The organism is Blautia glucerasea (assembly GCF_020537505.1).
Taxonomy (GTDB): domain Bacteria; phylum Bacillota; class Clostridia; order Lachnospirales; family Lachnospiraceae; genus Blautia_A.
This window is the reverse complement of the sequence record NZ_JAJBMO010000002.1, coordinates 70257-82805: the sequence shown is the minus strand read 5'-3', so window position 1 is coordinate 82805 and position 12549 is coordinate 70257. Positions and strand designations below refer to the sequence as shown.

At 43.1% G+C, this 12549-nt stretch carries 8 protein-coding genes and 3 pseudogenes; 10 read left to right on the top strand and 1 reads right to left on the bottom strand.

Annotation, left to right across the window (positions count from 1 at the left end):
- Positions 1 to 67: 67 nt before the first annotated feature.
- From LIQ05_RS01830 to LIQ05_RS20240, 5 genes and pseudogenes are all read left to right on the top strand, one after another.
- Positions 68 to 715, top strand: a pseudogene (locus LIQ05_RS01830) (ATP-binding protein); the annotation flags it as partial.
- Positions 716 to 839: 124 nt separating this feature from the next.
- Complete coding sequence (locus LIQ05_RS01825) at positions 840 to 956, top strand: helix-turn-helix transcriptional regulator (RefSeq protein WP_117854322.1); 117 nt, start codon at positions 840 to 842, stop codon at positions 954 to 956.
- Positions 957 to 1244: 288 nt separating this feature from the next.
- Positions 1245 to 1370 carry a hypothetical protein gene (locus tag LIQ05_RS19620; protein WP_262579799.1) on the top strand — a complete coding sequence of 42 codons (126 nt, stop codon included), beginning with the start codon at positions 1245 to 1247 and terminating at the stop codon, positions 1368 to 1370.
- 101 nt (positions 1371 to 1471) lie between these two features.
- Positions 1472 to 1780 carry a nucleoside triphosphate pyrophosphohydrolase gene (locus LIQ05_RS01820; RefSeq protein WP_117854323.1) on the top strand — a complete coding sequence of 103 codons (309 nt, stop codon included), beginning with the start codon at positions 1472 to 1474 and terminating at the stop codon, positions 1778 to 1780.
- Positions 1781 to 1836: 56 nt separating this feature from the next.
- Positions 1837 to 2019 (top strand): annotated as a pseudogene (locus LIQ05_RS20240) (RNase III inhibitor); the annotation flags it as partial.
- A gap of 286 nt (positions 2020 to 2305) precedes the next feature.
- Here the strand turns inward: LIQ05_RS20240 and LIQ05_RS01810 are convergent.
- Positions 2306 to 3343 (bottom strand): AraC family transcriptional regulator, encoded by a 1038-nt coding sequence (locus LIQ05_RS01810; protein WP_226818141.1) that lies wholly within the window; start codon positions 3341 to 3343, stop codon positions 2306 to 2308.
- Positions 3344 to 3557: 214 nt separating this feature from the next.
- Between LIQ05_RS01810 and LIQ05_RS01805 the strand changes: the two genes are divergently transcribed.
- The 5 genes and pseudogenes from LIQ05_RS01805 to LIQ05_RS01785 all read left to right on the top strand — a co-directional run.
- A complete protein-coding gene (locus LIQ05_RS01805; protein ID WP_015522070.1) occupies positions 3558 to 4649 on the top strand; it encodes an alpha/beta hydrolase in 1092 nt (363 codons plus the stop codon).
- Positions 4650 to 4684: 35 nt separating this feature from the next.
- On the top strand, positions 4685 to 6949 hold the full coding sequence (locus tag LIQ05_RS01800) for a glycoside hydrolase family 3 C-terminal domain-containing protein (RefSeq protein WP_226818139.1): 2265 nt from the start codon (positions 4685 to 4687) through the stop codon (positions 6947 to 6949).
- 53 nt (positions 6950 to 7002) lie between these two features.
- The gene (locus LIQ05_RS01795) at positions 7003 to 8355 is read left to right on the top strand and encodes an MFS transporter (protein ID WP_173717353.1); all 1353 of its coding nucleotides are present in this window, start codon (positions 7003 to 7005) and stop codon (positions 8353 to 8355) included.
- Positions 8356 to 8379: 24 nt separating this feature from the next.
- Positions 8380 to 11175: an alpha-L-rhamnosidase gene (locus tag LIQ05_RS01790; protein ID WP_226818137.1), complete on the top strand. Its 2796-nt coding sequence runs from the start codon at positions 8380 to 8382 to the stop codon at positions 11173 to 11175.
- A 111-nt stretch (positions 11176 to 11286) separates the two neighbouring features.
- Positions 11287 to 12531 (top strand): annotated as a pseudogene (locus LIQ05_RS01785) (MFS transporter); the annotation flags it as partial.
- Between the last annotated feature and the right edge of the window lie 18 nt (positions 12532 to 12549).

Here is a 12549-nt window from a genome sequence, read left to right as displayed (position 1 = left end):
TAATAGTTAAGTGGTAAGCAGTATCTGTATAATCCTAACGAAAGGAAATGAAAATACTATGAGTGAAATTATTAAAACACCTCTTACGATTGTACGGGGAAATGCAGAACTACTTTCAGAGACTGAACTGACCACAGAACAGAAGAATAATATCACTTATGTTTTGAACGGCACAACACAGATACAAAGTTATGTAAAACAGTTGATAGATGTCACAAAATCATGGAATTGCAGTGATGTTACCTATACAACGGTGAGGTTAGAAGATTTTTTCGCAGATATAAAGGAACAGGCACTCGGACTGGCAGAAATCTATCACCAGATAATAGATTGGAAGGCGGGACAAAGTGATAAAAAGGTAACGATTGCTTATGATCCAATGTTTCGAGCCGTAATGAATATGATTCAGAATGCAGTGGAGCATACAAAAGAAAATGGAATCATTTATATTGACGCAAAGGAGCAGGATGAACGGCTGACATTCATTGTGGAGGATAGCGGATCAGGATTTACAAAAGAAGCATTATTGCATGGCACAGAGCAGTTTTTTATGGATGACACAAGCAGAAATGGCGAAGCTCATTATGGGATGGGGCTATTTTTTGCAAAAACTGTGGCTGAAAAATATGGTGGAGGTATTAAACTTTCAAATTCTGAAAATACAGGTGGGGCGAGGGTAGAAATATTTTTCCTGAGTAGTCAAAAAACAGGCTAAATAGACCACAATTAAGCTATGTAAAAGAAATTTTATATGCTTTTATCTAATATGTAAAAGCCTTTTGATAGACGTTACTACTACGTTTGCTGTAATTTCATGGAAAAAAGAGGTATACAGAAATATGATAGCTGATAAAATTAAAAATGCTCGTACTATAAAGAAACTTACACAGGAACAGGTTGCTGAAGACCTCAATGTTTCCAGGCAGACTATTTCTAACTGGGAAAATGGTGTTTGAGTTATAATAGGACCAAGTTAGATGAAAGCCAGTAAAATCAAGGGGTTATGCCTAATTTAGTCCTTATTTTTATACCAATTTAGCGGTAGATTAAGGCAGCGCTGTTATATCAAAACCGAAAATCCAAGTCAGTATCACAGATGTCCGCAATCAGTCTGAGAGTGAATCTGTGTGCTTAGATTAGGTACAATTTTATATCAAAACATTTAGTGAGGACTAAATTAGCACTTGAGATGGAATATTCCATCAGCTGGTTTGCTCCTCTTTTTATTTGAGAGGAGTGGTCGAATGGGCAAAGTGTTAATTTGGTTCGTAATCATTATTAGTACAGTGGTACTCTATTGTCTTATGAAAGTTAAGGCAGAGAGTGATGAACTGTATGAGGAATTAATCGTGTATATCGGGAAGGCCTAGAATATAATGAATTTACAGGCCAATTGAAATCTATCATTATGCCAGTATACCAATCCGCACAAAATTGTGGTTTTGGAAACTGGATTTACGAGGTGAGCTAGATGAAGGTACATAACAAATTAGTTAGAGATAAAATACCGGAAATAATAGAAAAAGACGGAAAGACTTGTGTAACTCATATTCTCTCAGGCGAGAAATATATAGTAGCATTGGAGACGAAGCTTAACGAAGAGGTGGCAGAGTATCAGGCTGATAAGAACCTTGAAGAAATGGCTGGTGTACTTGAAGTTCTTCAGGCGATATGCGTGGCAAGAGGTTATAGCTTGGATGAGCTTGAGACGATGAGAGCAAAGAAAGCTGATGAACGTGGTGGATTTAAGGATAAAGTATTTTTGGAATATGTTGAATAATGGGGAATGATTATGCATGAGCAGGTTGCAGGCTTTAAGGACATTCATACAGATATGCATTTCCTTCAATATCAACGGGAATATATAGTTTTCCTGTTGAGTTGGCAGCAAAGATTGCGGTACATACAGTAAACCGGTTCTTGCAGGATAATCCGGATTGTTTTGACCTGGTGGAATGGGTGCTATTTGATACTCATACTGAATCAGTGTATGAAGATGAGGTTGATAAGATATATTAAAAGATTAATCGGTTTAAGATTGGTTTGATTTACTCTGCTTAAACCGATTATTTAACCAATCAAGACTCCAAACTGCTATAAAATAGGGCTTATGATTGGTTTAATAGGGTCAAATTTAACTGATTTAAAAAGTTGCAATCTATTTACGGATGAAATAGGACATTTCTTTCTAAAAATAGTATGTTTATGGTATACTAGTATAATCCACTTTAGATAACAAACTATTTTAATACATATTCCTATTATGGTACAATTGAACCATCGGAGGTGCCAATTATGCCACATATCACATATTTGGCGTATCAGAAGCATGAAGCATGTTTCGATATTCCATAGGCGTACATCCGTATTTCTTGCGGAATAGCTGAAAGAAAAAGCTGGTATTCTGATATCCGACGGCAAGGCTGATATCATTTGTGGAAAGTGCGGTGCTCCTTAACAGTTTTGTCGCCTGAGAAAGCCGCTGTGTCTGGACCAGCTCTTTGTAAGTGGTTCCGGTATGCTGGCGTATGTAGGAAGAGAGATAGTTTGGGTGCATATTAAAAAACTCAGCTGTAGAAGAAAGGGTACAGTCCGCAAAGTTTGTTTCGATATATCGGAGTATGGTATAAATCTGATCCACTGAGGAGTGATCCAGAACCATACCGTGCTGGAACAGATTGATCATCTCACAGGTGATCAGTGTAAAAAGACTGTCTAAAAAAGGCCCGGATGTTACGGACGGAGAATAAAATTCACAGAGAAACTGGTTGGTAAGATCTGCCAGCCGGTTTTGTTTTTGTTCCGGGGAAAAGACAATATACCTGCTTTCCTGCATCGTGGTGTTCAGAGCCTCAATGAAAAAGTGTGTAAGGTAATTATCCTGAGACAGGCGTTCAAAAAAAGTACCGTTCAGATATTCGCGCGTCAGCAGAAAATTGATGATAATATCATTTTCTGAACATCTTTTGACAGAATGAGGTGCATTCTGGCTGATCAGAACCATCTGCCCGGATTTTAGCCTGAATGTAGTCTTATTTATCGTCATTGTGCAGGCGCCAGAATAAATATAACTCAATTCCAGCCACTCATGGATATGCAGAGGTACGTTTTCAAAACGATCCTGTTTTACAACAGCGAAGTTGTAATAACTCGGAAGAACTTTCTTTGAAAGAAATAAAGAACGCAGATCTTCAAGGTTCGTATCAAAACGGTAACAGGGTGTATCAAACTTACCTCTGGCAACAGGAAATTGTGAATAATCTTTCTTTACACCGTTCAGACGCTGGGTTTCTTCGGGAGTGTGCTGCTTCAGAAATTGATTCAATGCAGATAATGTCATCATATATATTCTCTCCTTTTCAAGATATGAATGAACTGTGATTATAGTCATCAGCAGTTTATTTAACCTGTCTAAAATATACCATATTGGGGGCAAAGGTGTACAGAGTAATCTCGGATATTTATTAAGTTTGGTCGGTAAATCACTTATGTTTCGTTGATGTAATTTTAGTCTGTATAATGTAAGATATCAGTAAGAAAAGGAGGCATAGGTTAGGATGAAGATATTTTTTGCAGTAGTGGTGATTGTTTTATTATTTGTAATCGGTGCGACATTATATGTCTACAAAAAAAGTGCCATGTTTTTACCGGCACTTCTTGGCATCTGCGGATTTCCAAAAATAAAGGAAAGCAGCTATTACGATGAAAACGGACATTTCCGTCCGGGAACGGGGGAGGACAAAGTTGGATTTTTCATGCAGCATCCGGTATTCGGCGGTTTTAAACATATGTTTTTCAATGTGGAGGACAACGTGCTGAAAGCTATTGCGCCTGTAAAGTATAAGGATTTTTTAAAGGCGCAGGGTCGTGAGGAACAATTGGATGCAGCCTTGGAATCTTTCAATTATCTAACCGGACTTGTTGAGAAAGGTCAGGCAAGGCTGGTGCCGGATCTGTATCCTGCGGAAGCAGTGAATAGTCATCCGTACAGGTCACATCTGACGGGAATGTTTTATCAGGGACAACAGGGAAAACCACTTGCCATTGTAGTTCCGGGAGGCGGATTTATCAGTAATGTAACTGATTGCGAGGGGTATCCTGTGGCGATGAAGCTGCATAAAATGGGATATTCTGTTTTCGTCGTAAGTTATCCGGTCGGCAGACAGCTGGGTGAGACAGAACAGGTAAAGCAGGGACAGGCTGCCGCGAGGGAACTGACACAAGTGATCCGATATCTGACGGAGCATCAAAAACAGTTTTCTGTAAACATGGATGATTATGCCATCTTTGGTTTTTCAGCAGGAGGACTTATGACCACGGCGTATTCATTTGCCAATTATGAGGACTGCTGCCACAAGAATCATCTGCCAAGACCGAAGGTGATCTTCCCTATGTATGGTCTGGACTGGGATATCAAAGCTTTGCCGGAGGACAAGGGACTGGCGGTATTTTCTATCGTAGGGCGGGATGATGAGTTCGGTTTTGCAAATGTGGAAGATAAACTGCCGGAATTAGAGAAGGTACTGGGCAAAGAAAATGTGTCGGTCAGAATCGTTGACGGACTGGGACATGGATTTGGAATAGGAAATGAAACAAAAGTGAAAAACTGGCTTCAGGAAGCAGTCATCTTCTGGGAAGCCCACAGATAGGAACAGATAAGAATTTATTTAAGGAGGATTTCATAATGAGCAGAAACCTGAAAGAATTGATCAGACAGATGACACTGGAGGAAAAGGCAGAACTTTGTTCGGGAGCGGATTTCTGGAACACAATGGGGATCGAAAGGTTAGGGATTCCTTCCGTTATGATGACAGACGGCCCGCACGGTCTGCGCAAACAGGAAGGAACGGCAGATCATCTCGGCCTGAATAAAAGTGTGAATGCAGTCTGCTTTCCGGCAGCCTGCGCCACGGCATCCAGCTTTGACGTGGAACTGATGGAACGTATGGGACAGATCCTTGGGGACGAGTGTCAGGCTGAGAACGTGAGCATGCTCCTCGGCCCTGCAGTTAATATCAAACGCAGTCCTCTCTGCGGAAGGAATTTTGAATATATGTCCGAAGATCCATATCTGACAGGAAAGATGGCGTCTGCATATATCCGGGGCGTACAGTCGAAAGGCATCGGAACCAGTATGAAACACTTCGCCGCGAATAATCAGGAAACAGACCGTATGCAGATATCGTCGGAAGTATCGGAACGGGCTTTCCGGGAAATTTATCTGCCGGCTTTTGAGGAGGCGGTGAAGAAAGCGCAGCCAAAGACTGTGATGTGCAGCTACAATAAGATCAACGGAGTATTTTCTTCAGAGAATAAGAAACTTCTGACAGATATCCTGCGGGATGAGTGGGGATTTGAAGGATATGTGGTCAGTGACTGGGGAGCTGTAAATGACCGGGTGAAAGGACTGAAAGCCGGTCTTGACTTGGAGATGCCGGGATCAGGAGGATATAATACAAGAAAGATTATTCAGGCAGTGGAGAATGGAGAACTGGAGGAAGAAATTCTTGACAGAACGGTGGAACGCATACTGAAAGTAGTCTTCTCCTACACAGATAACAGGAAAGCGGAGACTGTATTTGACAGGGAAAAGGATCACAAAGCAGCGGCAGATATCGAAACAGAGTGTGCCGTACTTCTGGAAAACAGGGGAGTGCTGCCGCTGAAAAAAGAACAGAAAGTAGTCTATATCGGGGAATTTGCAAAGAAACCGCGATACCAGGGCGGGGGATCGAGTCACATCAATACGGACAGCGTAGTGTCGGCTCTGGAAACTGCGGTGAGAAAAGGCAGGGCAGTGGAGTACGTGAAAGGCTTCTCGTCAGAGCGTGACGAGATGACAGAAGAGGAGCTGAAACAGGCGTGTGAAGCAGCAGCAGGTGCAGATGCGGTTGTAATTTTTGCCGGACTTCCAGACAGTTTTGAGTCGGAAGGATATGACAGAAATTCCATGGAACTACCAAAGTGCCAGAACCGTCTCATAGAGGCTGTGGCAGAGATACAGAAGAATGTGGTTGTGGTTCTTCATAATGGAAGCCCCGTAGAAACTCCATGGGCGGAGTCTGTAAATGCCATTCTGGAGATGTATCTGGGAGGAGAAGGCATTGGGGAGGCCAGCGACCGGTTGTTATTTGGGGAGGCAAATCCGGGAGGACGTCTGGCGGAGTCGTTCCCATATCGTCTGGAAGACAATCCGAGTTACCTGAATTTCCCTGGAGACGGCAGGACTGTTCTCTATGGAGAAGATATCTTTGTCGGATACCGTTACTATGATGCGAAGAAAGTACCGGTGCGCTGGGCATTCGGCCATGGACTGTCATATACGGAATTCAGCTACAGCAATATGAAACTCTCTTCTGCGGAAATGAAAGATGGAGATATTCTGAAGGTGAGCATTGATGTGGAGAATATAGGAAAGAGACCAGGAAGTGAAGTGGTTCAGCTCTATGTCAGCGGCAAAAACAGTACAGTGCCAAGAGCAGTGAAAGAACTAAAAGGGTTTGCGAAAGTATTTCTGAATCCGGGTGAGAAGAAGACTGTTACAATGGAGCTTTGCGCGAGAGATTTTGCTTACTACGAGACAAAGATTCACGACTGGTATACTCCGTCAGGTACATATGAGATCCAGATCGGGCATGCCAGCGATGAGATCAGAGAGGCTGCAGAACTTACATTTACCACTGATGTGCTGCTGCCGTTCACTGTGGATATGACCACTACAATGGGGGAATTGATGAACCACCCGAAGACAGCAGGGAAAATGATGGAGTATCTTGAGGGAATATCACAGGGAGAAGAACCTAAGAAAGAAGATGGGGAGGTACAGCTTGTGACTCCGGAAATTATTGCGCAGATGCCGCTGAAATCATTTTTAAGCGTTATTCCGGGCGAAGCGATCGAGCAGATGATCGTGGAGTTAAATGCTCTGTGTGCAGAAGAGGGAAAGTGAGAATAAAATATGAATCAAGATAAGATAAAAATGAGAGAAAGTGAGAATAAAATATGAATCAAGATAAGATAAAAATGAGAGAAAAGCTGTCATTTGCAATGGCAAACTTTGGAAACATTCCGGTTATGACACTGATCAACGGATATTTACTAATTTTTTATACCAATATATGCGGCTTGAGTCCTGCTGCATGTGCGACACTGTTCCTGATCGCACGCTTTCTAGATGCCATTAACGATCCGTTAGTTGGATTTATGATCGACCATCTTCCGACCAGAAAGATGGGACATTTCCGACCAACATTGATTCTGGGAACAATTCTGTGTAGCGCCAATTTCCTTCTACTTTGGTTTGGACCTATGTTATCAACATCGGGGAAACTGGCAATCGCATATGTATCGTATATTCTGCTTGGTGTGTTGTTCCCAGTCATGGATATTTCGCTGAACAGTCTTCTGCCGGTTATGACAGAAGATATGAAAGAAAGGAACAGCTTAAGTTCAATCAAAGGGCTTGCATACGTGATCGGGGCGCTTGTAATCGGTGTGGCAGCTCCACTTATTCTTGGAGATACTTCTAACAAACAGGGATATATTAATCTTGTTCTGATCATGACAGCAGTGATTTTTTTCTTCTCTATTATAGGAACCATGGGAGTAAAAGAACGTGTAAAACCACAGATGGAGAACAGCTATTCTGTAAAAGAATTATTCAAGATTCTCAGTCAGAAGCCGGTGTACATTACATTCCTTGCTGTACTGTTATATTCGATTGGAAGCAATATCGTGAATGCAGCAAATACATACTTTTATACATATATTTTTGAAGATCTGACGTTGGCGTCTATTATTACGCTTATTACATGTGTTACTGTTTTTCCGGCTACAATGGTCATTGGTAATCTGATTGGAAGGTTTGGAAAGAAGAAAATGTATGCGATTGGACTTGCACTTGCAGGACTGACACCAATCATCCGTCTGTTGGATGTGAGGAGCATTCCCCTTCTTATTGTCTCTGTATTGATTGCAGGAATAGGAGCCGGCTTTGCAGCACCTCTTAATTATGGAATACAGGCAGATAATACAGATTATATCGAAGTGTCTATGGGAATTAGGGCAGAAGGTGCTGTCGCATCTCTTTCCAGCTTTGTCTCCAAGTGTGCAATGGGAATCGGTGGTGCGATTCCGGGGTATCTGCTGCAGTTAGCAGGATTTGACAGTAAGGCGGCAGTACAGAATGACGATGTGATTAATATGATCGTCCTCTGTGTGCTAATATTGCCGGCAATCGTAAATGTGGTGGCCATTGTGATCTTCTCAAAAGGTTATCCTATTACCAAGGAAAAATTGAATGAGCAGATATGTCTGATGAGGGAGAAACGGTCAAAAGCGGGTATAAGTGAATAAGAATGATAGAGAAGGAGTATCAGCATGGGAAAGATTTATGCAGCAAAAACAAATCATATCACAAACCCTTTAGGGTTTTATCTGAAACCGTTGGTATTTTCATGGAAAGTGAAAGGATGCAGAGGACAGGAACAGAAATATGCAAGGATTGTAATCAGCAAGAACAAAACCTTTACAGATATCTGTTACGATACAGGTGAAACAGAGTTGGACAGCCTCTCTACAAGAGTAGAATTTGAAATACAGCCGTATACAAGATATTACTGGAAGGTCATTGTGACAACAGATGTAGAGGAAGTAATCGAATCAGATGTACAGTTTTTTGAGACTGCCAAAATGGATGAACCATGGACTGGAAGATGGATTACCTGTGACAGCAGTCAGGAACGGCATCCGATTTTCTCAAAGAGAATTCGTCCGGCAAAAGAAGTGAAAAGCGCAAGACTGTACATTTGCGGCCTGGGATTGTATGAGGCATATTTTCTCGGGGAAAATAAAGAAAATCCGGAGAAAATCGGTGATGAGTATCTGACTCCGTACTGCAATAATTATGACCAGTGGATCCAGTATCAGACGTATGACATCACGAAACAGGCAGAACAAGGCGGTGTGCTGTCTGTTCTTCTCGGAAACGGCTGGTATAAAGGCAGGTTCGGTTTCAATGATCCGGAGCGGGAAGCATATTACGGTGACGAGTGGAAGCTGATTGCGGAGATTCACATAGAGTACAAAGACGGAACGAAAGATGTAATCAGTTCTGATGAAACCTGGTCAGTTACAAGAAGCAATTTGTGGTTTTCCAATATCTATGACGGTGAGAGAAGAGATGATACGCTGCCACCGGTAGAGGAGTCTCCTGCGCGGATCGCAAAGGTTCCGAAAGGCCGGCTTATGGAACGGTTATCTCTTCCGGTTAAGGTACAGGAGGAGATGAAGCCGGCAGAACTGATCCATACGCCTGCTGGAGAAGATGTATTTGATCTGGGGCAGGAGATCGCAGGGATCTTCCGACTGCGTGTACATGAGCCGGCGGGGACAACTATCAGGATTCAGACGGGAGAGGTGCTTCAGGACGGATGTTTCTATAACGAGAATTTAAGAACTGCACTTTCGGAGTACATTTATGTTTCTGATGGTACAGAAAAGGTGATTACACCTCATTTTACATACTATGGCTATCGATATGTGAAAGTGACCGGGATTAGGGATCTTTCATGTGAGGATTTCACGGCGCTTGTTCTTTACAGCGATTATGAGAGCATCGGGGCAATCGAGACAGGGAATGATCTTGTGAACAAATTGATCTCCAATATCGAATGGGGGATGAAAGGAAACTTCCTGGATGTGCCTACAGACTGCCCGCAAAGAGATGAGAGAATGGGCTGGACAGGGGATACACAGGTATTTTCTGCGACTGCAAGCTATCTGGCTGATACCTACGCGTTTTACCGGAAATATTTATATGACATGTATCAGGAACAGCTTCTGGCGGACGGAATGGTTCCGGAGATTGTCCCCACATTCGGACCGACAAAATGTTCCTGCGCATGGGGAGACGCTGCGTGTATCATTCCGTGGAACGTATATCTGTTCAGCGGGGACAAAACAATCCTGGAAAGCCAGATTGAGAGCATGAAGGCATGGGTTGATTATATTCGCAGGATTGACGGAGATCATCACGGATGGAGACAGATCTTCCATTATGGAGACTGGCTGGCTCTCGACCGTACAGGCGCTGCCGCGAACAGTGTGTACGGGGCGACCGATGAAGCATATATCGCGGATATCTACTATGCGGCAAGCGCCCAGACAGTCGCAAAGGCGGCGGACGTGCTTGGACTGGAAGAAACGAGACAGGAATATCAGGAAATCGCAGACCGTCAGTGGCGGGCAGTGAAAGAAGAATATTTTACTTCCACAGGAAGATGTGCGGTGAAGACGCAGACAGGGCTTATCCTTGCGCTGAAGTATCATCTGTCTGAAAATGAAGAACTGACAAAGCAGATGATGAAAAAACTCCTCCGGGACAACAAAAATAAACTGAATACCGGGTTTGTGGGTACGCCGCTTCTGTGCAACGTGCTGACAGACCACGGGATGACGGATGCGGCGTACCGGCTGCTTTTGAACGAAGAATATCCGGGTTGGCTTTATGAAGTGAAGCTGGGGGCAACGACCGTGTGGGAGCGTTGGAATTCACTGGATGAGAACGGCCATGTCTCCAGCACGGGAATGAACAGCCTGAATCATTATTCATATGGCGCCGTACTGGAATGGATCTTCTGCCATGCGGCCGGGATTGATGTGACGGAACAGAGTCCGGGAGGCCGGGTGATGCGGATCAGCCCGAAAGTGAATCGCGGACTGGGATATGTAAAAGCGGTTTATGATTCAGCATGCGGATGCTATCAGTGCGGTTGGGAGATATTAGGGGATAATAAAATCACTGTCACTGTTACAGTTCCGTTTGGCGGAAGGGCAGAAGTGGTTCTTCCACTTGCGCCGGAATCTGTATATGAAGATAAAGAAAACCCACTGTTTGAAGATGTAGAAAACGGAATTTGCCGTGTGAAAGCCGGAGAATATGAAGTCGCTTATGAGGCGTCACAGCCTTTAAAGAGGAAATACAGCATAGATTCGACAATGGAAGAACTGCTGAACCATCCGGATATTCGCGCGTTTCTTTCTCAAATGATGGAAGTGGATATGATTCCGGATATTGCATATGGACTTTCGCTTAGAGATGTCGCGAAAACATTCGCAGGAGAAATCAAACCAGAGGAAGCACAGATGCTGGATATTGCACTGGCAAACTTCTAATAAGGAGCAGAGAGATGAAGAAAGAAAATCAGAAAGTAAAATTATCTGAAAAAATAGGGATGTTGATGGTATGTGCAGGAAACATACCGCTTATGACACCTTTTATCCGTATATTTTATGATCTATTACACAACTGTGGTGGGACTGGATCCCAAGGCGCTTGCGACCTTGTTTTTAATCTCTAAGGTAATGGATGGAATCAGCGATCCTGTCATGGGCTTTATTCTGGATAGATTTCCCGTAACAAAAATGGGAAAATTTCGCCCTATGCTGATTCTGGGAACCATTATCTGTGTCATAAACTATATTCTGCTGTGGTTTGGCGCTGTCTGGAGTCCTGTAGGAAAATATGTGATCGTTTATGTTACCTATTTGCTGTTGGGATGGACCTTTGATATCATGGACATCTCCAAAAACAGTCTTCTTCCGGTTATGACTACAGATGATAAAGAAAGAAACAGCCTGTCTCTTTTCAACGCATTAGGATCGATGATTGGAGGAGCGGTGATTGGAGTATTAGGACCTGTTATAGTAGCAGATGGAAAACTGGAAAGTTATTATGTATTAATCTTCGGATCTATGGCTCTGACGCTCGTTCTTTCCATCTCAGGTGCACTCAGTGTTAAAGAACGTGTGGAGTTCAGGGAAAATAATGAGGAAAAGTACAGTTTAAAAGAGATGCTTCAATTTCTGAGATACAAGCCTATATGGGCAGCGTTTGCAGCTACTTTAATAGTAGGGACAGGAAGTTCAATAGCTGGCGGAGCAGGAGCATATTTTTATACATATGTTTTAGGGGATATGAAACTGATGTCGGGAGTTTCTGTTATTGGCTTAATTGCATCACTGGTTGGAATTGTGATGGGACCATATCTTGCCAATCGGTTTGGGAAAAAGAAAGTTTACCTGACCGCGGTCATAATATCGACAGCGCTTAACCTGCTTCGACTGCTGGATGTGACGTCTATGATTTTAATATATATCAGCGCTCTTATCGGAGGCGTGGCAGGAGGATGGATGGTTCCGGTCAATACCAGCATACAGGCGGACAATACCACTTATGTACAGTATAAAACGGGTAAACGGGCGGAAGCAGCCATCGCTTCACTCACATCCTTTGTCAGTAAGGTCGCGCAGGGGCTGGGAGGAGCAATTCCAGGGTATGTGATCGCAGCATATGGATTTGTTACCGGCGCATCTGTCCAACCTGAGAGTATCAATACAGGCATTATCCTGTGCGCATTGATCCTGCCGCTGATATTTGGAATATTAGGGTTGCTTATCTTTGGCACACAGTATACGCTGGATCAGAAAGCAGTAATAGAGATGGACGCTAAAATCAACAGGAATAACTAATCCGGCAGGGAGGTTGCT